Here is a 26,148-nt window from a genome sequence, read left to right on the forward strand (position 1 = left end):
ACCTGGTGTGTAGGGAGATGGCTGCATTTTGATACCTCTTGATATATCGCCGATATATCAAAGAGTATCAAATGGCGCTGATAACGGGTTTTGCTCGGCTAGTTTTCCCGGCCCACCCAGTACCCTGGGGCACATGAGCACAAACGGGAAATATGACCTCATTGTTGTCGGCTCCGGCTTCTTCGGCCTGACAGTCGCCGAGCGCGCCGCCTCGCAGCACGACGCGCGCGTCCTGATCGTCGAACGCCGCGACCACCTGGGCGGCAACGCCTACTCGGAAGCCGAGCCCACCACGGGCATCGAAGTCCACAAGTACGGCGCCCACCTCTTCCACACCTCCAACAAGCGGGTGTGGGACTACGTCAACCAGTTCACGGACTTCACCGACTACCAGCACCGCGTCTTCGCGATGCACAAGGGCACCGCCTACCAGTTCCCGATGGGCCTGGGCCTGATCAACCAGTTCTTCGGCAAGTACTACAGCCCGGACGAGGCCCGCCAGCTGATCAAGGACCAGACCGACGGCCTGGACCCACGGGATGCCAAGAACCTCGAGGAGAAGGGCATCGCGCTGATCGGCCGCCCGCTCTACGAGGCCTTCGTCCGCGACTATACCGCCAAGCAGTGGCAGACCGACCCGAAGGAACTGCCGGCGTCCAACATTTCCCGCCTGCCGGTGCGCTACACCTTCAACAACCGCTACTTCAACGACACCTACGAGGGCCTGCCGGTCGAGGGCTACGCCAAGTGGCTGGAGAACATGGCAGACCACGAGAACATCGAGGTACGCCTCAACACCGACTGGTTCGAGGTCCGCGACGAGCTGCGCGCCGAGTCCCCGGACGCACCGGTGGTCTACACCGGCCCGCTGGACCGCTACTTCGACTACGCGGAGGGCCACCTGGGCTGGCGCACCCTCGACTTCGAACAGGAGGTCCTGGACACCGGCGACTTCCAGGGCACCCCGGTGATGAACTACAACGACGCGGACGTCCCATACACCCGCATCCACGAGTTCCGTCACTTCCACCCGGAGCGCGAGGACAAGTACCCGAAGGATAAGACGGTCATCGTCAAGGAGTACTCCCGCTTCGCGGAGGACAACGACGAGCCGTACTACCCGATCAACACCCCGGAGGACCGCGAGAAGCTGGAGGCTTACCGCAAGCTCGCGGCCGCGGAGTCCGAGAACAACAAGGTGCTTTTCGGCGGCCGCCTGGGCACCTACCAGTACCTGGACATGCACATGGCGATCGGCTCTGCACTGTCCATGTACGACAACCAGCTGCAGCCCTTCTTCGAGTCGGGCACGCCGCTGAGCCAGCCGCGCGGGCACTAAGCGCGGGCTTCGGGGGTTGGGCTGTGGTTCGCCACAGCCCAAGGACGCAGGCCCGGGGCCGCGCCAAGATGATCCAGCGCTGCTAGACCAGCGCCTCGGCCATCGCGTACAGCGTCTGCCGTGCATGGTCGAAGGCCTCCGGGCTGTCGACCATCTCCGCTGCCCTCCCGATCGCCGCGTTCAGCAGGGCGATGTCCACCGGGGCCACGCCCGGGCAGAAGTCCGCGACGATGGTCTGGAAACCGGCGTGCGAGCGCTGCACCTCTTCATCGGCGAAGGCCGCCGGGAAGCTCTGCGCCGCGGCCACCAGCGGGCCGTGGGCGCCGTGGGCGAAGAGATCCAGCGTGGCGTCCACATAAGCGCGAATCCGCTGGTGCGGCTCCGGTGGAGCGTCCGCGATCTTGGCCTCCAGCTCCGCGTTCCACTCCTGGGTGGACTGGATCAGCAGCTGCACCAGAAGATCGTGTTGGGAGGAGACGTAGCGGTACACGCTAGGGCGGGCGAGCCCGACCTCCGCGGCGACCTCCGCGAGGGTGGGGACCTTGCCGCGGTGCTCCACGATCAGCCTTTCGGCGGCTTCCAGCACCGCGCGGTGCTGGACCGCGCGGTGCTCGGCGACCGTCTCCTCCGTAATCTTGGGCATACTCCCGAGTCTACGTCGGACCTAGTCGGCCACACTCAGGCGACCGTCCACCATCTCGTAGACCTTGTCGCAGTGGCCAAGGACCTCGTAATCATGGGTGACCATCACGCCCGCCACGTTGAACTCGTGGCACTCGCGGGCGAGCAGCTCCACGATCTCCTGGGAGCGGCTGCGATCCAGGGCCGCGGTCGGCTCGTCGACCAGTAGAACCTGCGGGTTTCCGACCAGCGCCCGGGCGATGCCCACCCGCTGGCGTTCACCGCCAGAGAGGCTGCCCGGGAGATGCTGGGCGCGCCGGGTCATGCCGACCTTCCCCAGCAGTTCGGCATTGGAGTAGCGCCCCCGCTTGCCGATCACGCGCGCGGCCAGCTCCAGCTGCTCCTCCGCGGTCAGGGCAGAAGGCAAGCTGCCGGAGGACTGGAAGACGAAACCGATATTTTCGCGGCGAACCTTCGCCAGGCCCGCATCGTCGAGGCCGGTGATGTCCTGGCCCGCGACCTCCACCCGCCCAGAATCCGGGCTGGTTAGCGCGCCCGCCACGGCGAGCAGCGTGGACTTGCCGGACCCGGAAGGCCCAACGATGGCCACGAACTCGCCCGGCGTCACGGCGAGGTTCACGTGGTCGAGGGCGGTGACCTGGGAATCGCCGTCGCTGTACTGGATGGTGACATCGCTGAGGTTCAGTGCGTGGCTCATCGGTTCTCTCCTAGGGCTGCGAGCGGGTTGGTGCGGGTGACGCGGTAGACGGCAACGACCGCGCCGATCAGGCCCGCGAAAAACAGGATCAGGCTGCCGCCGATGACGGAGCCGAACTCGGTGGCGTACGGCATGGCGGTGCGCTCCAGCAGGCTGCCCAGGCCGACGGCGATGAGCGCGCCGGCAACGATTGCCAGTGCGAGGATGCTCACGGCCTGGCCCAGGCTGTCGCGCAGCAGGAAGCCCTTCGTGGCGCCCATGGCGCGCAGCGTGGCGATACTGCCCGCCCGCTGGATCGTCCAGACCAGGAAGAACGCGCCGGTGACCAGGGCCGCGATCACGAAGAGGAACCACTTGATCATCGTCAGCGTCATCATCTCCGCCGTGTAGCCGGGGGAGGAGTCGAAGCTTTCCTTCAAGGTATGGACGTCCAGCCCGGCGGCCTGCGACAGTACTGCGGTGTCTGCCTTGTCCGCGGTCTTCGCGACGACGACGGAGGCCTCCTCGTAGGCTTCCGGCTTCACTGCCTCGCCGTGGCGAGCGCCCGCGTGGATTTCCTGCCACACGTCCAGCGGCAGGTAGGCGACGTCGACGTGGCCGAAGGTGCGCTGCCCGTCGGCGAAGCCGGTGACCTTGAGCGGGGTCTCCAGCCGGTCGACGGTGATCGTGTCCCCGACCTCGATGCCTTCATCCGCCAAGGTGGCGGAAAGAATGACCTCGTGCGGGGTGCTGGTCTGCTCGCCGCGGTCGGCGGCCGGGCTCATGGCTGGCAGGCCAGGCGGGGCGATGAAGGAGTCGGGACGTACGCCGAGCAGGGTCAGGTCCACGGCGGTGCCGTCCTGGTTGTGGGCGTTGGCGATGGTGAGCCCGAGTGGGGCGGTGTCGGTGATCCCGTCGAGCTCGGCCATCTTCCCGGCTTCGTCGACGTCGACGATGGAGCGGGTGAACGCGGAGTCCGTTTGGGTGCCGCGTTCGAAGGCGATGACGTCCGCGTCCAGAGCCTTCAGGCCAGAGACGCCGTCGTTGACGAGGCCGGCGGTGAGGCCGGAGATGATGACGACGAGCAGGGACATCAGCCCGAGGACGACGCCCATCAGTAGGAATCGGGTCCGCGCGAACAGCATTTCGCGCCAGGCTAGGAACATGGGAAAACCTTCTGCGTATTTGGAAACTAGTGCGCGGCGGTAAACCGCGAAGAAATTAAGCGAAAAAGCCGCTGGAAGCTAACTTAGCAACACAGTGTTGCCAACATGAAAACAAGGCGTTGCCAAGATGGGGAAAGGGGCAGGTCAGTGGCGATTTCGAAGGGGCGGGGCGTCGGCGAGGATGGTGCCAAAGTGACGGCAGTGACCCGCCGTGCCGTCGCTGTGTCTCAGCTAGGAGTTGGCTGGCAATTGGATCTACGCGCCAGATGTACGACAATGAAAAACCGCGAAGCGGCACGAAGCTGCGAGAAGTGCAGAACAATAGAGTTTCCAACGCAAAACCAAGGGATGGGTAGATGCTGAAGAAGAAGATGTCGAAAATGCTCGCGGGGCTCGCCGCAGTCGTGATGGCCGGCAGCGCAGTCACCGCAACGGCCCCAGCCGCCGACGCCGCGCCGCGCAACGTCGTCCTCTTCGGCGACTCCATGTGGTCCAACGGCACCGGCACCTTCCCATCCCAGATGGCGGAGTTCTGGCAGGGCCCGGGCAAGGTCACCGGCAACGCCCCGGCGGAGGGGCGCTGCAAGCGCGGCCAGGTCCGCGTCGCCGCGAGCCTGCAGCGCCAGACCGGCGTGAAGGTCGAGGACTACGCCTGCAACGGCGCGGTCGCCTACGCCCCATCCAACGGGGATAACAACCTCAAGCGCCAGGTCGACCAGGCCATCGCCCACGGCAATCTCAACCGCTCCACCCGCGCGGTGTTTATGAACATCGGCATCCTGGACAACATCAAGGCCCCGGGCCACATCAACGTCCAGACCCGCAACTTCGTCGCCGGCGTGCGCCCGCAGGTCGAGCGCATCAAGCGCGCAGCCCCGAACGCCAAGGTCGCCTTCGTGGGCTACCCGCACATCGTCGATAAGTACGGCACCGGCTGCTGGATCCAGACCCACGCCCTGCAGCGCGTCGCGCTGACCATCCCGCCGGTGCGCATGGCCCAGGACGCCGCCCAGCACTGGCAGCGTGAAGCCGCGAAGGCCACCGGCGTGGGCTGGATCGACATGGAAGGCCCGACCCGCGCCAACGGCACCTGCGCGCCAGCGAACCAGCGCTACGTCTCCGGCCTGGTCGACAACACCTCGACGCCCTACAACATGACCACCCACCTCACCAAGGTTGGTAACGAGGGCGTGGCGCGCATCCTCTCCCGCCACATCTAAGGCATCACCGATAGCTCGCTGGGGCTCGCCCGCAAGGCACGGCCCCAAGCGGCTCACACAACGCGCGAGCCCGCGCACATACGCCACGGCCCGCACCGGATCTCCACAGCGAGAAAGCCGGTGCGGGCCGTGGCGTACTGCCATCAGGGGCGGGTCGTGGGGGATAATAGGGGCGATTACCCATCACTATTGTCTGATCTGAAGGTTTGACCTGCTCATATGACTGGACACTCCAGCAAAAACTTTGACGATACTCGCCTCGCCCGCATCATCCTGCCGAAGCGGGGCGAGCCGCGCGACGTCCGCAGCCTCTACATCGTGGAGAACGAGTCCACGACCACCGGCCGCGTCACCGCGCTGTCCCGCACCGAGTGCCGCATCCCGGCCGGCGCGGAGATCTCCTTCGAGACATACTTCAACGCCTTCCCCGCCTCCTACTGGCGCCGTTGGTCCCAGCTGGACGAGGTTCAGCTGCGCATCGAGCTGACCGGCGAGGCCCGCGTGGACATCTACCGCTCCAAGATCGACGGTTCCCGCATCGCCGTGACCGGCGCGGACGTCGACGTCGACGAGAAGGGGCGCGGCACCGCGGAGTTCACCGTCTCCCTGGCCCCCTTCGAGGACGGCGGCTGGATCTGGTTCGACCTGACCTGCGAGTCCGAGACCACCGTCCACTCCGCCGGCTGGTACGCCACCAAGCCCGCCGAGGGGCAGATCCTGCAGTCCCCGGCCGTCGTGCGCGACGCCGACACCGCAGCCGAAACCCACCTGAACCCGGGTGACAAGCTGCCCGCCGCCGAGCCACGCGTCACCATCGGCATCCCGACGTTCAACCGCCCGGCCGATGCGGTCGCCGCCCTCGAGGCGTTGGCCTCCGACCCGGAGGTCGGCAAGGTCATCGACGCGGTCATCATGCCAGATCAGGGTGATAAGCACCCGGCCGACGAGCCCGGTTTCCAGGCCGTCAGCGAGCACTTCGGTGAGAAGCTGCGCATCGTGCAGCAGGGCAACCTCGGTGGCTCCGGCGGCTACTCCCGCATCATGTACGAGGCCCGCCACGCCGAGCGCGGCACCACCAGCCCGTTCATCCTCTACATGGACGACGACATCCAGATCGAGCCGGACTCCGTCCTGCGTTCCCTGGCGGCTGCCCGCTACGCGCGTTCCCCGATGCTGATCGGCGGCCAGATGCTGAACCTGCAGGAGCGCAGCCACCTGCACACCATGGGTGAGGTCATCGACCGCGGCTCCTTCATGTGGACCGCCGCACCCCACACCCACTACGACCACGACTTCTACAAGCACCCGCTGCGCGACCGCGGCTCCTACGGCAAGAACGCCTCCGGCGAGGAGATCGACTCCCGGGACCTGCACCGCCGCATCGACGTCGACTACAACGGCTGGTGGATGTGCATGATCCCGCGCGTCGTCGCGGACACGATCGGCCAGCCGCTCCCACTGTTCATCAAGTGGGACGACGGCGAGTTCGGCCTGCGTGCCAAGGACGCCGGCTTCCCGACCGCCTCCTGGCCAGGCATCGCGATCTGGCACATGGCCTGGTCCGATAAGGACGACGCCATCGACTGGCAGGCCTACTTCCACCTGCGCAACCGCCTCATCGTCGCCGCCATCCAGCACGAGGGCAGCCCGCGCGGCATCATTACCTCGATGGCGAAGGCCACCGCCAAGCACCTGCTGTGCCTGGAGTACTCCACCGTCGCCATCCAGAATGAGGCGATGAAGGACTTCCTGGCCGGCCCGGAGCAGCTGTTCAGCATCCTGGACACCTCCCTGCCGCGCATCAACGCGCTGCGCAAGAGCTACCCGGATGCCGTGGTGATCCCGTCGGCTTCCGAGCTGCCTCACCCATCCGGCGGGCCGCGCAACCTCACCCGCATCCCGCTGAGCATCCCGGCAAAGGTCAAGACGCTGGCTCAGGCTGTGATCAACAACGCTAAGCCGGCGGACGAGCGCCACCACGAGGTGCCGCAGGTCAGCCTGCCGCCGATCGAGGCCCGGTGGTTCAGCCTCTCCCGTGTGGACGGGGCGACCGTGACCACCGCCGACGGTCGGGGAGTGGTCTACCGCAAGCGCGACCGCGCCAAAATGCTGGAACTGGCCCGCGAGTCCATGCGCCTGCAGAAGCAGGTCGCGGAGCGCTTCGATGAGCTGCGCACCCGCTACCGCGAGGCGCACCCGTACCTGACGAGCCTCGAGGGCTGGGCGCAGATCTTCGAGCCGGACTCCGAGCTGGCCAAGGCCGGCCAGGACTCCGATCTGGCGCCGAAGAAGGAGCGTGCCTAATGGTCACGCAGGATTCTCAGACCGCCGGTCGCGTCGTGGGGGATCCGTTCGGTGAGACCCGCGCGCTGGTCGCGATCCAGAACGCGATCGGCGAGCCGGGGAGCGGCTCCAGCTTGGCCTCGGTGCAGCGCATCTCGCGCGGTATGAGCCACTTCGGGGAGCACGCACTCGGCTGGTTCGCAGTCTCCGCAGCGGGTGCCACGGCGGATAAGCCGCGCCGGGCCGAGTGGCTGGGCGTGGGTGTCTCCGCCTTCATCGCGCACGCTGCGAGCGTGATCATCAAGCGCATCGTGCGCCGACCCCGCCCGCACGACCCGGCGATTCGCATCGGCGTGGGCACCCCGTCCAAGCTGAGTTTCCCCTCCTCGCACGCCACCAGCTCCACCGCGGCGCTGGTGAGCATGGCGGACCTGACCGGGAAGAAGGCGCCCCTAGCGGGCGTTCCCGCGATGGGCTTTTCCCGCCTAGTCTTGGGCGTGCACTACCCGAGCGACGTGATCGTCGGTACGCTTATCGGGTTGACGACCAGCAAGGCGGTTCAGAAGACGATCGTCCCCCGCTTGAAGCAGCGGCTGAGCGGCCGCGGTGCCTAGCGGGTTGAAAAGACACTTGTTTTCCACAGGGAGTGACGCGTAACAGTGAGCAATCGGGATCCAGAATCCTTCTTCGGCGGCGAGCCCCACACCTCCGGCATTGAGTCGGCGGATGCGACGGCGCGCCGCTACGAGGGCACGGAATATGACGCGTCGAAGACGAGCACCTCGGTGGAGGCGGAGAAGCTGCAGCCACCGAAGAACCTGCTCGACGGGATGATCAAGGCGCTGCGTCCGAAGCAGTGGGTGAAGAACGTCCTGGTCGTCGCCGCGCCCGTCGCGGCCGGTGGGGACGTCATCTTCCAGGGCCGCGTGCTGCTGGACATCCTCATCGCCTTCGTGGCCTTCTGCCTCGCCGCGTCCTCCATCTACCTCATCAACGACGCCCGCGACGTCGAGGCCGACCGCCAGCACCCGACGAAGCGCTTCCGGCCGATCGCTGCTGGTGTGCTGCCGGTCTCGCTGGCCTACATCATGTCGGTGGTGCTCATCGCCCTCGCGGTGGGCGGGTCCTTCCTGGCTAGCTCCGGGCCTGGGCTGGCCATCGTCGTGGCCGTGTACATCGCGCTGCAGCTGGGTTACTGCTTCGGCTGGAAGCACCAGCCGGTGATCGATATCGCCCTGGTCAGCTCCGGCTTCATGCTGCGCGCGATGGCCGGTGGCGTGGCGGCCGGGGTGATCCTGTCCCAGTGGTTCCTGCTGGTCGCGGCCTTCGGTTCCCTGTTCATGGCGGCTGGTAAGCGCTACGCGGAGCTGAAGCTCTCCCTGCGTTCGGGAGCGAAGATCCGCAAGTCTCTGGAAAGCTACACCCCGACCTACCTGCGTTTCGTGTGGACGCTGGCCGCAACAGCCGTGGTGCTGAGCTACGCGCTCTGGGGCTTTGATCTCTCCCAGCAGGTCAGCGGTGCGGCCGCGGTGTGGTACCAGATCTCGATGGTTCCATTCACGGTGGCGATCCTGCGCTACGCGGCTGATGTGGACCGCGGCGACGGCGGGGCGCCGGATGAAATCGCGCTCAACGACCGCGCTCTGCAGGTGTTGGCGCTGGCCTGGCTGGTGACGATCGGCATCGCGGTTTACGTGGTCCCGGCCCTCTAGTATCCAAGAGAGTTTTCAAAGCAAAAGTTTTCATACGAACGGCATGGCGTTTCAGATAAAGATTTGATAACGTCATGCCGTTAGTTATTCGTCTTTGAGGGATTTTTCATGAACCTTAAAATGAGCTCCATGGTTATGGGCAAGCGCCTCACAGCAGTGCTGGTGGCCATCGCTACTGCGCTCGGCATGGCGACCGTCGTTGCTCCGCAGGCATCGGCCGATACCCGTGGCGTGCTGCGCCCGGGCTGCACCTGGTCCCCGTACAAGTACTACGTGCAGGACTGCTGGGTCAGTTCGCCGTCGATGGGCCAGAAGATCAAGGTCCAGATCCAGGCTGCCTCCCGTGGCGGCAGTGCCGGTGTCTACTTCCTGGACGGTCTGCGTGCTCCAGAGCACTACAGCGACTGGGTGGAGCTGGGGCATGCTCCGCGCAAGTTCGTCAACGACAACGTCACCCTGGCTATGCCGGTCGGTGGCAAGGGTCAGTTCTACACCGACTGGCAAGGCCACTGGGGTGGCAACAATGGCCCGCGTAAGCCGCGCTGGGAGACCTTCCTGACCCGTGAGCTGCCGAATTACCTGGCCCGCGAGTTTGGCGTCTCCCGCACCAATAACTCCGTGGTTGGCCTGTCTATGGGTGCGATGGCCGCGATGAATCTTGCCGCGTGGCACCGCAACCAGTTCAAGCAGGTGACCTCCATGTCTGGTTACCTGAACCCGACCTTCCCGGGCATGTACTTCGCGATGGACTACTCGATGAAGGATTCTTCCGGTCCGGGTGCTCGCGTTGAAAACATGTGGGGTCCGCCGGCGAGCCCGGGTCGCTTCCGTAACGACCCGACCCTGAATGTCGGCCGTCTGCAGGGGATGCCGATGTACCTCTCGGCTTCCCTTGGTGGCCCGACGCCGGATATCGACTTCGTGAACAACCCTGTTGTCGGAGCTAGCGCGGTCATGCTGGAGTTCTTCTCCCGCACCTCGACCGGAAAGTTTGAGCTGGCTGCGCGCGGCGCTGGCATTAACCCGGTCGTCAGCTACAGCCCTGTCGGTGTTCACAACTGGAATAACTGGGGCGCCGAGCTCAGCAAGGCTCGCCCGCACATCCTGCGCGCACTGGGTGCTTAGTCCGGTTCGAGCCTGATGGGATCGTGTTCTCCCGTGAATGGTTGAACACCCTGGCTCTATAGAAAAGGGGCGCTTCCTCTCCATCGAGGAAGCGCCCCTTTCTTTGCGTCTCGGAAACTTTTCTGCGAGTTGCCGTCGAGTGTGCTTTACAAGCCCTAACGAAACAGTAAGCTTAAGCCTTAAGTGAAGCTTTAGGCTTTGTGGCTATTGAGGCTGGCGAGAAACCCAGGCCGAAGCGGGAGGGGAACCCGCTTCGACCGGGAGCTACCAGCCTGGATCTCGGCTGTTTTATTGACGTTCATAAGGACACAAGGAAGAAAACACATGCGCATTGCTGCGAAACTCCCCCGCCCGTCCCGTCTGGGGAAGGCGACGCTTGCCCTGCCGCTGGCCGCGGCTCTCGCCCTGCCGCTGATGCCAGCTGCCAACGCGCAGAGCCCTGCCGGTAGCCTGGCTGGCTCCAGCGGCCCTGGCTCCGGCACTGGCTACCTTGAGCCCGACAACGTTCCGGCACGCGAGCCGGTGCGCGTGACCGAGCAGAACCTCCCGGGCCTGCCGGAGGGCGTGTCCGTGGACAAGGTCGAGTGGATCACCGACCGCTGGGCGAATGTCTACATCAACTCTGCCGCCATGCCGGGCAAGCCGGTGAAGGTCCAGATCCTGCTGGCCCGCGATTGGTACTCCAAGCCGAACCAGAAGTTCCCGACCGTCTGGGCCCTCGACGGCCTGCGCGCCCGCGAGGATGAGTCCGGCTGGACCCTGTCCACGAATATCGCGAACTTCTACGCGGACAAGAACGTCAACGTCGTCCTCCCGGTCGGCGGCGAGTCCTCCTTCTACACCGACTGGCAGCAGCCGGACAAGGGCAAGCACTACAAGTGGGAGAGCTTCCTCGTCAACGAGCTCCCGGCTGTCCTGCGCGAGGGCTGGCGCAGCACCGAGGACCGCGCGATCGTCGGCCTGTCCATGGGTGGCACCGCGGCGATGAACCTCGCGCAGCGCTTCCCGAAGATGTGGAAGTTCGTCGGTTCCTTCTCCGGCTACCTGGACACCACCTCCCCGGGCATGCCGCAGGGCATCGCCTACGCCACGCAGGACGGCGGCGGCTACGACGCGCAGAAGATGTGGGGTCCGTTCGGCTCCAAGGACTGGTACGAGCACGACCCGAAGCTGGGTGTTGGCCTGCTGAAGGACATGTCCGTGTATGTCTCCGCCGGTAACGGCACACCGGGCAACCCGGGGGAGAACAGCCCGGCCGGTATCGGCCTGGAGGTCATGTCCCGCCTGACCACCCAGACCTTCCTCAAGGAGGCCAAGAAGAAGGGCGTGAAGGTTACAGCCCACTTCCGCAACTCCGGCATCCACAACTGGCCGTACTGGCAGTTCGAGATGACCCAGGCGTGGCCACAGATCGCTAATGCACTCTCCCTCTCCGAGGATGACCGTGGCGCCCAGTGCGCTGCTGGCGGTGCGATCGGCGATGCGCTGAAGGCTAACCCGCAGATCGGCGCCCAGGTCGGCGCCTGCGTCTCCGGCGAATACGACGCCGCCCGCGGCGGCAAGGTCCAGGACTACCGCTCCGGCCGCGCTTACTGGCACCCGGACACCGGCGCCCACTTCCTGTGGGGCCGCATCGGTGCCCGCTACGTGGAAATGGGCGCAACCCACTCCTGGCTCGGCTACCCGAAGAGCGAAGAACACGAGATCTCCAACGGCCGCGGCCGCTTCGTTGAGTTCGAACACGGCAACATCTACTGGACCCACGAGACCGGCGCCTATGCGGTGAAGAAGGACATCATGCGCACCTGGGGCGAGAAGGGCTACGAGAACGGCCCGCTCGGCTACCCAGTGGCGAACGCCGAGAAGGTCGGGGACGGCTGGGTGCAGCGCTTCCAGAACGGCGTCATCACCCGCGACAAGGACGGCAAGACCCAGTACGTCCAGGGCGAGATCGCCAAGAAGTACATGGCTGCCAAGGGTCCGGAGTCCAAGCTGGGCTTCCCGGTTACCGGCGAGATGGACCTGCCGAACAAGAAGGGCAAGTTCTCCGAGTTCACCGGCGGCTACATCTACTGGTCCCCGAAGACCGGCGCCCACATCATCTACAAGGGCGCGATCTTCGACGCCTGGGGCGAGGAGAAGCACGAGCAGGGCAAGTACGGCCTGCCGATCGCTGACCAGACCGCGATCCCAGCGGGCGGCGAGGTCGTGCGCTTCCAGAATGGCGAGATCCAGCACGTTAACGGCAGGATCGTCAAGAAGTAACACTCGCCCATAGGGCGGGGCCGGGATAATGAACCCCGGCAGACCGGGCACCGGGAGGGGCGGCGCGTGCGCCAGCGCTCTCCCCGGTGCCCGGTATCGTTTTAACTAGTCAATCCGTTCACCGCGCCTGGCTACTAGCCCCAGCCCCGGCGGGGTCGTAATATGGCTGACCCGCCGAATTCCGGCGCCAATGGAAAGGAAGCGCACTGTGCGAAAGACCAGCCTCCCAACGATGCGGCGGCCGCTGGCCATCCTGGCGAGCCTGACCCTCCTCGGCGCGGCCAGCGCATGTGGCACGGGCAGCACCGTCGACAACTCGGAGCAGGCCGATAACACCGCCGTGCCGAGCGTCTCCGCGTCCGCGAAGCCGGACAAGGGCGACGATAAGAGCAAGGACAAGGACGACTCCAAGGATGAGGACGCGTCCTCCGGCGACCACGGTGCGACCGGCAAGGGTGCGCAGGACGGCGCCGTCGAGGAAGTGGAGGACGTCCCCGAGGGCGACGACCGCAGCGAGGAGGAGGAGAGCTTCCTGGCGGCTCTGGAGAAGTCCGGCGTGCACTTCGACAAGGTGGACGAGGCGAGCCGCAATGCAGTCGAGTCGCAGATCATCGCTGCCGGCTACCATCACTGCCGCGAATCGGATACCCCGCTGATCGGGGTCGCGGCCGGTCAGATGCTCGCCCAGGGGCTCGTCGACCCACCCAAGGGGGACGACGCCCTCACCCAGAAGTTCGAATCCATGATGAAGGATCTGCGCACCGCCGCGGATGAAAACCTCTGCCGCTAAGCGCGGCCGGGAGGAAAGAAGAATAATGCGCAAGCCAATCGGCAAAACCGTGACGATCATCGGCCTGGTGGTGCTCCTGGTGCTCATCATCGCCGGCATCGGCTCCTGGCTGGGTACCGATGGGAAGGGTGGCTTCGGCGGACCCGGCTCCCACGAGGGCTCTGGGAAGCCGGGCCGCGAGGCGAGCCCGAACCCGCCGGGGTGTGTGGACTACGAGGTCGTCGCCCTGCCCGGTACCTGGGAGTCCAAGGCGGACGACGACCCGGTACATCCGACTGCCAATCCCCGCTCCCTGCTGCTGCACGTCACCCAACCGCTGCAGGAGCAGACCGACCCGGAGCGCGTGAAGATCCACACGGTGCCCTATACCGCGCAGTTCCGGAACTTCAACGCACAGCACGAGATGAGCTACGACGACTCCCGCAAGCAGGGCCTGGGGCGCGCCGTCGGGGAGATTCAGGCGACGCACGAGAAGTGCCCGGCCACGAAGTTCATCCTCGTCGGGTTCAGCCAGGGCGCGGTCATTGCCGGCGACCTGGCGTCGAATATCGGCAACCACCGCGGGCCGGTGGATCCCTCCCTGATCGCCGGTGTCGCGCTGATCGCGGATGGTCGACAGGAGCCACAGCACGGCGAACTGGTGGGTAATAAGGAAAACACTGGCATCGGCGCTGAGGTTGCGCTGCACGCGGTGAACGCGCTCGTGCAGCCCATCGTGCCGGGGGCGACGATGCGCGGCGGGCGCCCGGATGGCTTCGGCGAGCTCAATGACCGCGTGAAGAACTTCTGTGCTGCCGGGGATACGGTCTGCGACGCGCCACCGACGATCGGCAACGCAGTGTCCCGGGCCAAGGAGCTGGTGGGATCCAACGGTATCCATGCCCATTACGACACCAACCGCGACGTCGTCGACGGAATGACCGCGCCAGAGTGGATCACTAACTGGGTGCGCGACCTTGTGGCGCAGCCCATCTAAAAAACTTCAGACACGAACCCTCAAGTGGTGCATCGCACACCTAAATAGTTTAGGGTACAAAACAGCTATTCGTGACTCTAGAGAAGGGACTAGGTGGTCCACCGATGGATATCAATTCCGCCATGCAGCAGTTTTTCGATGAAAACGGGCAAATTGCCGTGCCCGATGCACTGACGCTCTCCGGCATGAACGAGATGCTCTTCGGTGCCGCTAAGGCGCAGGGAGAAGCCGACAAGGTCCTGTACCGCTACTGGGACTACAACGACTCCGCCGAGGGCGTGCTCCGCGAGTACACCCGCGAGGAGATCAACACCCGCATCAAGGCCGTGTGCGTGCGCCTGCAGCAGGTCACCAAGCGCGGCGACCGCGTGGCCATCCTCGCCAATAACTCGCCCGAGTACGTCTACAGCTTCCTCGGCATCATGTACGCCGGCCTGGTGCCGGTGCCGCTCTACGACCCGACCGAGCCGGGCCACGCGGACCACCTCACCGCGGTGCTGGATTCCTCCACCCCGGTGGCCGTCATGACCAACAAGCGCTCCGCCACCGCGGTCCGCGAGTTCTTCGCCGACCGCCCGGCCCCGGAGCGCCCGCGCGTGCTTGTCGCCGACGCCCTGCCGGACAGCCTCGCTGAGCAGTGGCAGAACCCGGCCGAGCTGCTGGCCAAGCACCCGGAGCTCGCGCCGAAGAGCTCCGACGAGGCGTTCCTGCAGTACACCTCCGGCTCCACCCGCACCCCAGCGGGCGTGGTCCTGACGCACAAGTCCATCGTCACCAACGTGCTGCAGATCTTCATCGCCGTGAAGCTGCAGCCGCCGGTGCGCATCGTCAGCTGGCTGCCACTGCACCACGACATGGGCCTGATCCTCGCGGCTTTTGCCTCCATCTTGGGCATCCCGTTCGACCTCATGAGCCCCCGGGACTTCCTGCAGAACCCAGCCCGCTGGATCAAGCAGCTCGACAAGCGCGACGACGAGGAGAACATCTACACCGTCGTCCCGAACTTCGCCCTCGAGCTGGCGACCCGCTACGCCAACCCCGCCGACGAGGCGAACGCGGAGCTGCTCGCGGGACTGGATCTCTCCCGCGTCGACGGCCTGGTCAACGGCTCCGAGCCGGTCACCCACGCCTCCGTGGAGCGCTTCCTCGACCTCTTCGCCAACTACCAGCTGCGCCGTGAGACGATGCGTCCGTCCTACGGACTGGCCGAGGCCTCCCTGCTGGTTACCACCCCACAGACCGGAAAGCGGCCGTGGACCCAGTGGTTCGACCGCGAGCAGCTCGCGGGCGGCACCGCGGTGGCGCTGCCGGAGGGTGATGAGGCAGCCATGCCGCTGACCTCCGTCGGTCAGGTCTGCCCCTGGCAGAGCCTCTGCATCGTGGACCCGGAGACCGGCAAGGAGCTCGCGGACGGCCAGGTCGGTGAGCTGTGGACTAACGGTGAGAACACCGCCGCCGGCTACCTCAACCGCGAGGAAGAGACCACCTACACCTTCCGCAACCACCTCCCCGCGGACCACCGCCTGCCCGAGAACTCCCGGGCGGGTAACGCGCCGGAGGATAACTGGATGCGCACCGGCGACCTCGGCGTCATCGTTGACGATCAGGTCTTCATCACCGGCCGCCTGAAGGACCTCGTCATCGTCGCGGGCCGCAACCACTACCCGCAGGACATCGAGGAGACGGCCGCCGCGGCGACGTCCCACGTCAGCCACGGCGCGATCGCGGCCTTCGCGGTGCCGGGTGCTGACCTGGGACAGGACGTCGAGGGTCTGGTCATCCTCGCGGAGCGCACTCCGGAGGCCTCCCCCGTGGAGGATGGCATTGCGGCCAACGACATCCGCGCGGCCGTGTCCAAGATCCACGGCCTGAAGCCGGCGGATATCCGCATCGTGGACGCCGGAAACATCCCGCGCTCCAGCGCAAACAAGATCGCCCGCCGTGTTGCGGCGAAGGCCTACTCGCAGGGCCAGTTCAACTAGAGTTAGGCGGCTCGTCCGTTAGGATGAAAGATTCACTAGGACGCGCCGCATTGCAACGAGAGGAATCACCCGGTCACCATGGCAGAAGATAACGTGGGTCGCGCTCAGCAGGACCACCCCCGGAGCGAAGCAGAGCTCCGGCAGTGGCTGCGTAACTGGGTATCGGAGACCACCGACACCCCGGAGGCGGAGATCCGCGACGATCAGCCACTGGAGGAATTCGGGCTTTCATCCCGCGACGTGGTGATCCTCTCGGGGGAGTTGCAGCGCATGACGGGCCTGTCGGTGGACGCCACCGTGGCCTATGAGCACAACTCCATCGGGGCGCTCGTCGACTACTTGAGTTCCCAAGGTCAGGCGAACGCCCCGGCGGCAACGTCCGCAAAGAGGCGCGCCGTGGGCGGCGAGCAGGCGCCGGGGGAGCGGGACATTGCCGTCGTCGGCATGGCCGGCAGCTACCCGGGTGCCCCGACCACCGACGAGTTCTGGGACCTGCTGATCAGCTACCAGGACGGTATCGGTGAGCTGCCGGAGGGCCGCTGGTCCGAGTGGGCAGAGAACCCGGAGATGGTTCGTCGCATGGCGGACGCGCAGCTCACGGGCGGTTACCTGCCGGACCTGGCGTCCTTCGATGCGGAATTCTTCGGGCTCTCCCCGCTGGAGGCCGCGAACATGGACCCGCAGCAGCGCATCCTGTTGAAGCTGACCTGGGAGGCCCTTGAGGACGCACTGATCCCAGCGAACTCGCTGCGAGGAGACAACGTGGGCGTGTTCATGGGAACCACGAACAACGACTACGCGAACCTCATCATCGCCGACCCGAAGGTCGCCCACCCCTATGCCCTGATCGGCAACTCCAGCTCCATCGTTGCCAACCGCATTTCTTATGCTTTTGACTTCCGGGGGCCGTCGGTTGCGATGGACACCGCCTGTTCCTCCTCGCTGGTGGCGATCCACCAGGCGGTTGGTTCCCTGCGCGACGGCAGCTCCGAGGTTGCGATCGCCGGTGGCGTGAATCTGCTGGCCAACCCCTTCGCTACCGTTGCCTTCTCCGAGACCGGGGTGCTGTCCCCGACCGGCAAGATCCACGCCTTCTCTGAGGACGCCGACGGCATCGTGCGCTCCGACGGCGCCGGCGTGATCGTGCTCAAGCGCCTCTCCGATGCAGTGGCAGCCGGGGATAACATCCTCGGCGTCATCAAGGGGTCGGCGGTGAACTCGGACGGCCGGTCCAACGGCATCACCGCGCCGAACCCGGAGGCACAGTCCGCAGTGCTGCGCGCCGCCTACGAGGACGCGGGAATCGACCCGACGACCGTGGACTACGTGGAGGCCCACGGCACCGGCACCATCCTCGGCGACCCGATCGAGGCCCGCGCGCTTGGCGAGGTGCTGGGCGCGGGGCGCGATGCGGATCACCCGACCCTGCTGGGGTCGGCCAAGACGAACTTCGGCCACACCGAGGCCGCGGCGGGCGTGGCCGGCGTGATGAAGGTCCTGATGGCGATGCGCGAGGGCGTGCTGCCACCGAGCCTGAACTACGTGGGCCCGAACCCGCACATCGACTTCGACGCCCAGCGCCTCGAGGTGGTTGAGGATCCGCGCGAATGGCCGGAGTACTCCGGCCGCCCGGTGGCCGGTGTGTCCGGTTTCGGCTTCGGCGGCACGAATGCGCACGTGGTGATCGCAGCACCGACCGAGGAAGAGCTGCGCGACGCTGCCGCACTGAATGAGGAACGGGCCGCTGGCAAGGCAGACGCCGGCTCGGACGCCGCCGCGGGCACGGACCCGGCCCACCCGCTGATCGACTGGGAGGCATGCGAGACCCCAGCCGCTCTGCTGCCGGTCTCCGGATTCCTGCCCTCCCGCCGCCGCCTGGCCGCAGGCGACCTGCGCGACTGGTTGGCCTCGCACGAGTCCGCCGACCTGCTGGACGTCGCCGGAGCACTCGCTGGCCGCAACCACGGCCGCTCCCGCGGCATCATCCGAGCCACCAACACCACCGAAGCCATCGAGGGGCTGGAGCGCCTCGCCGAGGGCAAGAAGGGCTCATCCGTCTTCACCGCGGACTCTCCGGCTGCCACCGGCCCGGTCTGGGTCTACTCCGGCTTCGGCTCCCAGCACCGGAAGATGGGCAAGGAGCTCGCTGCAATCTCCAGCTTCTTCGCTGAGCGTCTCGCCGCGATCGACGAGATCGTGCAGCGCGAATCCGGCTGGTCGCTGGTGGAGAAGATCAACGACGACGAGCAGAACTTCGACCTGGAATCCGCCCAGGTCGCCATCACCGCCGTCCAGATCGCGCTGACCGACCTGCTGCGGGAGTTCGGGCTGCGCCCGGCCGCGGTCGTCGGCCAGTCCCTGGGCGAGATCGGTGCCGCCTACGGCTCCGGCGGGCTGTCCCTGGAGGACGCCATGATCGTGGCCTGCCACCGCTCCCGCCTCATGGGCGAGGGCGAGAGTCAGCTCACCGGCGATCAGGCCGGGGCGATGGCCGTCATCGAACTGGGCCCGGAGGCGCTGGGGACCTTCCGCGCCGAGCACCCGGAGTTCGCCAAGGTGGAGCCAGCGGTCTACGCCGCGCCGGGCATGACCACCGTCGGCGGCCCGCAGGCAGCCGTCGCCGCGCTCGTTGAGTACCTGGACGGCGAGGGCAAGTTCGCCCGCATGCTGGATGTCAAGGGCGCGGGGCACACCTCGATGCTCGACCCGATCCTCTCCGAACTCCTTTACGAGATCGGCGGCATCACCGCCCGCCCGATCCACACGCCGCTGTACTCCACCGTCCACCGCGGCGAGGTCTACCAGCCGGGCGAGGCTGTGCACGACGCGGATTACTTCGTCCACTGCACCCGCCACCCGGTCTGGTTCTCGGACGCCACCGGCCAGCAGTTCAAGGACGGCTACCGCACCTTCGTGGAGCTCTCCGCCCACCCGGTCGCGCTCATGCCGATCATGAACATCGCCTTCGCCCACGACGCGGGTGACGCCAAGACCCTCTACGCGCTCAAGCGCAAGGAGCCGGCCGCGGAGACGCTGCTGAATCTCCTGGCCGAGCTCTACGCCGAGGGCGCCGATCTGGACTTTGGCCGCCTGTACCCGCGCAACTTCGCGCTGCAGCTGCCGGGCCAGCACTGGGTGGAACAGCCGCACTGGACCGACGCCCACCCGTCCGGCCCAGGCGCGCAGGGCCTGCCGGGCAGCCGCGTGGACCTGCCGGACGGCCGGGTGGCCTTCGCGACACAGGCGGATCGCATCGCCTCCCTGGAAGTGCTTGCCGAGGCGCTGGCCGACGAGCTCGCGCCGGGGCATGCCGTCAGCGCGGCACAGTCCCACGGGGTGCTGCCCGCAGCCGGCGAGATCACGACCATCGCCACCCGCACCTTGGGCGGCTGGTCCCTCCAGGTTTTCGACGTTGCTGGCACCGGCCAGGTGCTGGGCGAGGCCTTCGTCAGCACGCTGGATGGGGCCGCAAGCGCTGGCGCGGCAGCTGCTGCACCAGCCGCTGTGGCTGCCAACGCCACCGAGGACGCAGGGCAGAAGCTGGGCGCGGTGACACAGTCCGCGCACGCCCTGCCGGAAGTCCAGGAGGGCGAGGCCCGCTGGGCCCCGGACAGTGGGGTGAGCGTGGCCCAGCGGCTGCGGGAGATCGTCTCGGAATCCATGGGCTACGACGTTGAGGACCTGCCGGGCGAGCTGCCGCTCATCGACCTGGGCCTGGACTCCCTGATGGGGATGCGCATCAAGAACCGGGTGGAGTACGAGTTCGACCTGCCGCCGCTGCAGGTTCAGCAGCTCCGCGACGGCTCCGTGGACACCGTCATCGCCATGGTCGAGGCGGAGATCGCCTCCCGCACCAGTGAATCGGGAGCTGCGGAGCAGGCGCCGGAGCAGACCGACGCTCAGCCAGCAGGTGACGCAGCGGACGACGCCGAGGGCGCTACCGACTACACCGTCAATACCGGGGGAGTCGCCCCGCGCGACGCCTCCGAGCGCCTCGTCTTCGCCACCTGGGCGAAGATCAACGGCAAGGCGGCAGCCGGTGTCACCAGCCCGCTGCCGAAGATCAGCGCCGAGACCGCCCAGCAGGTCGCCGAGCGACTGAGCGAACGCTCCGGTGCTGAGGTCACCGCCGAGCAGGTCGCCGAAGCCACGGACCTCGCCGCCCTGGCGGATACCGTCCGCGCCAGCCTGGAGACCGCCGTCGAAGGCAACATCCGCGTGCTGCGCGCCCGCCCGGCTGGCTCCGAAAAGCCGAGCCTGTTCCTCTTCCACCCAGCCGGTGGCTCCTCGGTGGTCTACCAGCCGCTGACCCGCCGCCTGCCGGAAGGCGTCCCCGTCTACGGCGTCGAACGCCTCGAGGGCAGCCTGAAGGACCGCGCCGCGGCCTACCTGGACGAGATCATCGCCCTGGCCGATGGCCGCCCGGTCGTGCTCGGTGGTTGGAGCTTCGGCGGGGCCCTGGCCTATGAGGTCGCGTTCCAGCTCGCCCAGCGCGCCGCGGCGGGCGAGCCTAGCGCCGAGGTGCAGCGCATCGTCCTGCTGGACACCGTGCAGCCGGCCAACCCGGCGCCGGATACGAAGGAGGAGATGCACGCCCGCTGGGACCGCTACGCCGCCTTCGTCAACAAGACCTACGGCTTCGAGATGGAGGTTCCGCACGAGCTGCTGGATCTGCAGGGCGAGGACGTCATGCTCGCGATGTTCCAGGAGATGTTGCAGTCCCCGGAGGCCGCCAGCCTCGGGCTGCCCGCGGGCGTGCTGGAGCACCAGCGGGCCAGCTTCGTGGACAACCGCATCCTCGAGTCCCTGGACTTCCACGCCTGGGCGGCCGTCGATGTACCGGTCACCCTCTTCCGCGCCGAGCGGATGCACGATGGTGCAATCGAGCTGGAACCGGCTTATCGTGATATTGCGCCGGACGGCGGCTGGGGCGAGATCGTCACCGAGCTGGATGTCATCCAGCTGCAGGGCGACCACCTCGCCATCGTCGACGAGCCCGAGATCTCGAAGGTGGGCCGCGCGCTCACCGAGGTGATCAAGGACACCCCGGCCACGGACGAAGAACCACAGGATGAGGAGTAGCCCCGACGTGTCTGAAGACTCTGCTGACCAGGCCAACCCGCAGGGTGAAGATACTGCTCCAGCGGACAGCAGCGTGTCCGCGAAGCTGAAGGATCTGCAGCGCCGGCTCGAGCTGGCGCAGGACCCGGGCTCCGAGTCGGCGAAGGCCAAGCGCGACGCCGCTGGGCTCACCACCCCGCGCCAGCGCATCGACGCCCTCCTCGACGAGGGTTCCTTCACCGAGATCGGTGCCCTCGGCCAGGCCCCGGGCGACCCGAGTGCCCCCTACGGCGACGGTGTGGTCACCGGCTACGGCCGCATCGGCGGCCGCCCCGTCGCGATCTATGCCCACGACAAGTCCGTTTTCGGCGGCTCCGTGGGCGAGACCTTCGGCAAGAAGGTCACCGAGGTCATGGACATGGCCACCCGCGTCGGTATCCCGGTCATCGGTATCAACGACTCCGGCGGCGCCCGCATTCAGGACGCCGTGACCTCCCTGGCCATGTACTCCGAGATCGCACGCCGCCAGGTTCCGCTCTCCGGCCAGAGCCCGCAGATCTCCATCCTCCTGGGCCCCTCCGCAGGTGGAGCGGTCTACGCCCCCGTGACGACGGACTTCCTCATCGCCGTGGACGGCCGCACCCAGATGTTCGTCACCGGCCCGGCCGTCATCGAGTCCGTGACCGGCGAGAAGGTCTCCATGGAGGAGCTGGGCGGGGCGCGCCAGCAGGCCCGCAACGGCAACATCAGCTACGTCGCCGCCACCGAGGAGGAGGCCTTCAACTACGTCAAGGACCTGCTGGACTTCCTGCCCTCCTCGGCCTTCGACGAACTGCCACAGTACTGGGCGCCGAACGACTCCCTGACGGAGCGGGATAAGGAACTGAACTCCATCATCCCGGACGACCCGAACGCCGGTTACGACATGATGGATGTGCTGACCCGCATCTTCGACGACGAGAACGTCCTCGAGGTGCAGGGCGACTACGGCGCCAACGTCATCACCGCCTACGCGCGCATCGACGGGCAGACGGTCGGCGTGATCGCGAACCAGCCGATGGTGCTGGCCGGCTGCCTGGATGCTGAGGCCGCGGACAAGGCCTCCCGCTTCATCCGCATCAACAATGCCTACAACATCCCGCTCGTCTTCGTCGTGGACACCCCCGGCTACCTGCCGGGCGCGGAGCAGGAGAAGGTCGGCCTGATCCACCGTGGTGCGCACCTGGGCTTCGCCCTGGCCGACGCGACGGTGCCGAAGGTCACCGTGGTGGTGCGCAAGGCGTTCGGCGGCGGTTACGCCGTCATGGGTTCGAAGAACCTCACGGCGGATGTGAACCTCGCGTGGCCGACCGCGCAGATCGCGGTGATGGGCGCGGAGGCCGCCGTCGTCATGATGAAGGGCAAGGAACTGGCCGCGATGCCGCCGGAAAAGCGGGTGGTGGCGAAGAAGATGTTCATGGACTTCTACAACGCCAACATGACCAGCCCCTATGTATCCGCGGAGCGGGGCTACGTGGACGCGATCATCTCCCCAGAGGACACCCGCGTGCAGCTGCGTCAGGCGCTGCGCCAGCTGGCGCACAAGCGCACTCCGAGGGAAAAGAAGAAGCACACGATTCTGCCGATGTAGCCGCATCGGTGAGCACACACAGCGTGGCGGATTCTCTCGAGTTCCGCCGCGCTCGTGTTGTTTTCGGCGTAATATCCATAGTAATTTTTGGGTCCAAACAACCGGCCAACAAGATGGGAAGTATATGACGACGCAGTCGCCGCTGAGCCAGATCAAGAAGCTCGCCAATAGCCTCAAGTACTCGGCAGAGGGCCTCGCCACCGAGGTCTCCGCCGTGGGGCGCGGGCTGATCCCGGTGCTGCGCTCCGACATCGTCGCCAAGGGAGGCGGCGTGCGTGGCCAGCTCGCCTTCCTGGAGGGCATCGCCCGCTACGGCTTCAGCACCGCCCGCCAGATGCGCTACGCGGCCTTCCACGCCCCAGATCAGCTGGCCTTCATCGACGACATGGGGCAGCGCACCTACCGTGAGATGCTGGATGACGTCCAGGCCCTGGCCCGCTCCCTGCAGCGCCGCGGCGTGAGCTCCGGTGCCCGGGTCGGCGTGATGTGCCGCAATAGCCGCGCGATCATCTACGCCATCGGCGCCAAGGGCTTCATCGGCACCAAGATCTTCCTGCTGAATATCGGCAGCTCCCCGGAACAGCTAGCTAAGTCCCTGGTGGAACACGACCTGGACCTGCTGTACATCGACGAGGAATTCGCCGAGCGCCTGCCGGAGGACCTCGGCGGCTGCGAGATCATCATCGGGCACGCCGAGGACCTCGGCAACCCGAAGGTGCGCGACGCCTCCTGGCCGACCTTCCAGCAACTCATCGATACCGCTCCGAGCGCGGAAGCAGAGAAGCTGCCGCTGTTCCCGAAGCGCGACCACATCATCATCATGTCCTCCGGCACCTCCGGCACGCCGAAGGGCGTGGCCATCCGGGAGCCGCTGATCCCGACCCCGCTGCGCGCGCTGGTCACCCGCGTGCCGTGGCGCAAGAACATGATGCTGCAGATGTCCGCCTCCATGTTCCACTCCTGGGGCTGGGCGAACATCAACCTCATCATCGCCCACCGCGCGACCGTGGTGCTGCGCCGTATCTTCGACCCGAAGCAGGCGATGGAGGACCTGGTGAACTACCAGGTCGAGGGCATCATCACCTCGCCGATCTTCCTCAAGGAACAGCTGCGGGTCGCCGAGGAGGGGGACTACGACGTCTCCCGCGTGAAGATGATCATCTCCTCCGGCCACGCGATGACCCCGGACTTCATCCGCGCGGTCCAGGCGAAGTTCGGGCCGGTGCTGGCGAACTTCTACGGCTCCACCGAGGCCTCCTCCTGCGTGATGACCACCCCGGAGGAGCTGGCAGAGGACCCGAAGCTCGCGGGCCGCGCCGTCACCGGCGTGCGCATCAAGATTTTGGACGAGGACGGCAACGAGCTGCCCCCGGGCCAGGTCGGCCGCATCTTCTGCCGCGGCGCGATGACGATGAAGCAGTACACCAACGCCCGCGACAAGATGGTGATCGAAAAGGGCCTGCTGGAGATCGGCGACAAGGGCTACCTCACCGAGGACGGCCGCCTCTACGTCCTGGGCCGCAACGACGACATGATCATCGTCGGCGGCGAGAACGTCTACCCGAAGTCCGTCACCGAGGTGCTGGAGCCCATGCCGGGAATCCGCGACCTCTTCGTCAAGGGTGTGGAGGACGAGGACACCTTCGCACGCCTGGCTGTGTGGATTGTTCGGGAGGACGACGAGACCGGCCGGCGCCTCACGAAGAAGGCCGTTCAGGACTGGGTCCTGGAGAAGCTCGCCGAGCACTCCGTGCCCCGGGATGTCGTCTTCGTCGACGAGCTGCCGTACAACCCGACCGGCAAGGTCATGCCGCGCCAACTTCCGGATTCCCGCATTCACGGCGAGCCCTAGCTCGCGCTAGCGGCCCAGGTGCGCTGGGGTGCGCTTCCTGGGGGCGCGTCGGCGTGGGCCTGTGCGGGGGGCGTGCGTGAGGCGTGTGCGCCTGGGGCGTGCGTGATCCGCGCCCGTGCGGGGGCGTTCCCGGGGTTAGCCCTGCTGCTTGGCCTTGCGGTGCACGAAGAGCGTGATGAGCAGTGCCAGCACATAGAGCCCGGTGAGCCAGGCGAGCAGCGCCGCCCAGCTGATGTCGAAGAACTGGCCCGAGAGCGCGCCCAGCAGGGAGGAACCCAGGTAGTAGCTCAGCACATAGGTGCTGGAGGCCTCGGCGCGGTCCTTCTTTGCCGCCGCGCTCACCCAGCCGCTGGCCACGGAGTGGCAGGCGAAAAATGCGGCGGTGAACAGCAGCGCGCCGGTGACGGTGAGCCAGACCGTCGGGATAAACATCAGCAACAAACCGGCCAGTGCCAGCACCATCGCGACGGTGAGCACCCGGCCCTGGCCGTAGGCCTGCACGGCCCGACCCGCCCGGGCGGAGGACCAGGTGCCGGAAAGGTAGATGACGAAGACCGCGGCGGCCAGTGATTCTGGTAGCCCGTACTCGCCGATCAGGTGGAAGCCCAGGTAGTTGTACAGGGAGACGAAGGCGCCCATCAGCAGGAAGGGCAGCACGAACAGCCCGAGCAGCACCGGCGAGCGGAAGTGGCCCGCGAAGGCGGCGAGCTCGTGGGAGACGGTGATCTTCTTTGGCCGGAAGTTCTGCGAGGGAGGCAGCAGCACCAGCATCGCCAGGCCGATGAGGACGGAGACCCCACCCGAGGTCAGCACCGCGACGCGCCAGTCCGCGAATTCCAGCACCGCGCCGGGAATGAGGCGGCCGAAGAGGCCGCCGATGCTCGTGCCGGAAATATAGAAGCCCATCACCCGCGGCAGGTGTTGGGCGTCGATCTCCTCGGCGAGGTAGGTCATGATCACCGCGGGCACGCCGGCCACCGCCACGCCCTGCAGGGCGCGCATGAGCAGCAGCGAGCCGACCCCTGGCGCGATGGCCACCAGCAGACTCAGGAAGGTGGCGGCCATGACGCTGATCTGCAGGATGCGGTAGCGCCCCAGCCGCTCGGAGAGGATGCCGACGGGGATGACGGACAGCGCGAGCGCGCCCGTCGTCGCCGAGACGGAGAGCGCGGCGACGGTGGGGCTGATGCCAAAGTCCGCGGTGATGCTCGGCAGCACCGCCTGGGTGACGTACATGGCGTTGAAGGACGCCAGACCGGCGAAAAGCGCGCCGATCAGTGCCCTCTTGTAGCCCGGATCGGTTGGTGTGAGCCCCCTAGATACGCCAGCGGCGCCGGCCGTCCCCTCCCGGGCGGCCGACGCCGTCGTTTCTGGCTCCACGTCCTCCGCTGCGTGATTCTCTGTGTGGCTCATGCCACTAATTATGCAC

The 26,148-nt window shown here is 66.7% G+C and carries 17 protein-coding genes; 13 read left to right on the plus strand and 4 right to left on the minus strand.

What is annotated here, in order from left to right; genetic code table 11:
* Positions 1 to 133 precede the first annotated feature (133 nt).
* Positions 134 to 1,339 (plus strand): UDP-galactopyranose mutase, encoded by a 1,206-nt coding sequence (gene glf / locus HMPREF3097_RS07515; RefSeq protein WP_070761752.1) that lies wholly within the window; start codon positions 134 to 136, stop codon positions 1,337 to 1,339.
* A gap of 82 nt (positions 1,340 to 1,421) precedes the next feature.
* On the opposite strand, the gene HMPREF3097_RS07520 is transcribed toward glf, so the two are convergent.
* From HMPREF3097_RS07520 to HMPREF3097_RS07530, 3 genes are read right to left on the minus strand one after another with little or no spacing between them, the layout of a single operon-like run.
* Entirely contained in the window at positions 1,422 to 1,982 is a 561-nt protein-coding gene (locus HMPREF3097_RS07520) for a TetR/AcrR family transcriptional regulator (RefSeq protein WP_070761753.1), read from the minus strand.
* A 21-nt stretch (positions 1,983 to 2,003) separates the two neighbouring features.
* Entirely contained in the window at positions 2,004 to 2,678 is a 675-nt protein-coding gene (locus HMPREF3097_RS07525) for an ABC transporter ATP-binding protein (RefSeq protein ID WP_070761754.1), read from the minus strand.
* Positions 2,675 to 3,823: an ABC transporter permease gene (locus HMPREF3097_RS07530; protein WP_070761755.1), complete on the minus strand. Its 1,149-nt coding sequence runs from the start codon at positions 3,821 to 3,823 to the stop codon at positions 2,675 to 2,677. The genes HMPREF3097_RS07525 and HMPREF3097_RS07530 overlap by 4 nt, the downstream gene beginning before the upstream one ends.
* Positions 3,824 to 4,179: 356 nt before the next feature.
* On the opposite strand from HMPREF3097_RS07530, the gene HMPREF3097_RS07535 reads away from it, so the two are divergent.
* The 12 genes from HMPREF3097_RS07535 to HMPREF3097_RS07590 all read left to right on the plus strand — a co-directional run bounded on the left by HMPREF3097_RS07535 (position 4,180) and on the right by HMPREF3097_RS07590 (position 24,719).
* Positions 4,180 to 5,043 carry a GDSL-type esterase/lipase family protein gene (locus tag HMPREF3097_RS07535; RefSeq protein ID WP_070758502.1) on the plus strand — a complete coding sequence of 288 codons (864 nt, stop codon included), beginning with the start codon at positions 4,180 to 4,182 and terminating at the stop codon, positions 5,041 to 5,043.
* A 219-nt stretch (positions 5,044 to 5,262) separates the two neighbouring features.
* Positions 5,263 to 7,347 carry a glycosyltransferase gene (locus HMPREF3097_RS07540; RefSeq protein WP_070758503.1) on the plus strand — a complete coding sequence of 695 codons (2,085 nt, stop codon included), beginning with the start codon at positions 5,263 to 5,265 and terminating at the stop codon, positions 7,345 to 7,347.
* Positions 7,347 to 7,940: a phosphatase PAP2 family protein gene (locus HMPREF3097_RS07545; RefSeq protein WP_070758504.1), complete on the plus strand. Its 594-nt coding sequence runs from the start codon at positions 7,347 to 7,349 to the stop codon at positions 7,938 to 7,940. The genes HMPREF3097_RS07540 and HMPREF3097_RS07545 overlap by 1 nt, the downstream gene beginning before the upstream one ends.
* 45 nt (positions 7,941 to 7,985) lie before the next feature.
* On the plus strand, positions 7,986 to 9,038 hold the full coding sequence (locus tag HMPREF3097_RS07550; protein WP_070758505.1) for a decaprenyl-phosphate phosphoribosyltransferase: 1,053 nt from the start codon (positions 7,986 to 7,988) through the stop codon (positions 9,036 to 9,038).
* Positions 9,039 to 9,167: 129 nt separating this feature from the next.
* Positions 9,168 to 10,163: an alpha/beta hydrolase gene (locus HMPREF3097_RS07555; protein WP_246821330.1), complete on the plus strand. Its 996-nt coding sequence runs from the start codon at positions 9,168 to 9,170 to the stop codon at positions 10,161 to 10,163.
* 324 nt (positions 10,164 to 10,487) lie between these two features.
* Entirely contained in the window at positions 10,488 to 12,428 is a 1,941-nt protein-coding gene (locus HMPREF3097_RS07560; protein ID WP_070758507.1) for an alpha/beta hydrolase-fold protein, read from the plus strand.
* Positions 12,429 to 12,636: 208 nt separating this feature from the next.
* On the plus strand, positions 12,637 to 13,218 hold the full coding sequence (locus HMPREF3097_RS07565) for a hypothetical protein (protein ID WP_070758508.1): 582 nt from the start codon (positions 12,637 to 12,639) through the stop codon (positions 13,216 to 13,218).
* Between the two features lie 25 nt (positions 13,219 to 13,243).
* Positions 13,244 to 14,194: a cutinase family protein gene (locus HMPREF3097_RS07570; protein ID WP_070758509.1), complete on the plus strand. Its 951-nt coding sequence runs from the start codon at positions 13,244 to 13,246 to the stop codon at positions 14,192 to 14,194.
* Between the two features lie 104 nt (positions 14,195 to 14,298).
* A complete protein-coding gene (locus HMPREF3097_RS07575; RefSeq protein ID WP_070761756.1) occupies positions 14,299 to 16,176 on the plus strand; it encodes a FadD32-like long-chain-fatty-acid--AMP ligase in 1,878 nt (625 codons plus the stop codon).
* A gap of 78 nt (positions 16,177 to 16,254) precedes the next feature.
* A complete protein-coding gene (pks13, locus tag HMPREF3097_RS07580) occupies positions 16,255 to 21,258 on the plus strand; it encodes a polyketide synthase Pks13 (protein ID WP_070761757.1) in 5,004 nt (1,667 codons plus the stop codon).
* A 7-nt stretch (positions 21,259 to 21,265) separates the two neighbouring features.
* Positions 21,266 to 22,867: an acyl-CoA carboxylase subunit beta gene (locus tag HMPREF3097_RS07585; RefSeq protein ID WP_070758512.1), complete on the plus strand. Its 1,602-nt coding sequence runs from the start codon at positions 21,266 to 21,268 to the stop codon at positions 22,865 to 22,867.
* 124 nt (positions 22,868 to 22,991) lie between these two features.
* The gene (locus tag HMPREF3097_RS07590; RefSeq protein WP_070758513.1) at positions 22,992 to 24,719 is read left to right on the plus strand and encodes an acyl-CoA synthetase; all 1,728 of its coding nucleotides are present in this window, start codon (positions 22,992 to 22,994) and stop codon (positions 24,717 to 24,719) included.
* A 135-nt stretch (positions 24,720 to 24,854) separates the two neighbouring features.
* On the opposite strand, the gene HMPREF3097_RS07595 is transcribed toward HMPREF3097_RS07590, so the two are convergent.
* Positions 24,855 to 26,132 carry an MFS transporter gene (locus tag HMPREF3097_RS07595; RefSeq protein ID WP_070758514.1) on the minus strand — a complete coding sequence of 426 codons (1,278 nt, stop codon included), beginning with the start codon at positions 26,130 to 26,132 and terminating at the stop codon, positions 24,855 to 24,857.
* Positions 26,133 to 26,148 lie beyond the last annotated feature (16 nt).

The organism is Corynebacterium sp. HMSC27B11, assembly GCF_001815985.1.
Lineage (GTDB): Bacteria > Actinomycetota > Actinomycetes > Mycobacteriales > Mycobacteriaceae > Corynebacterium.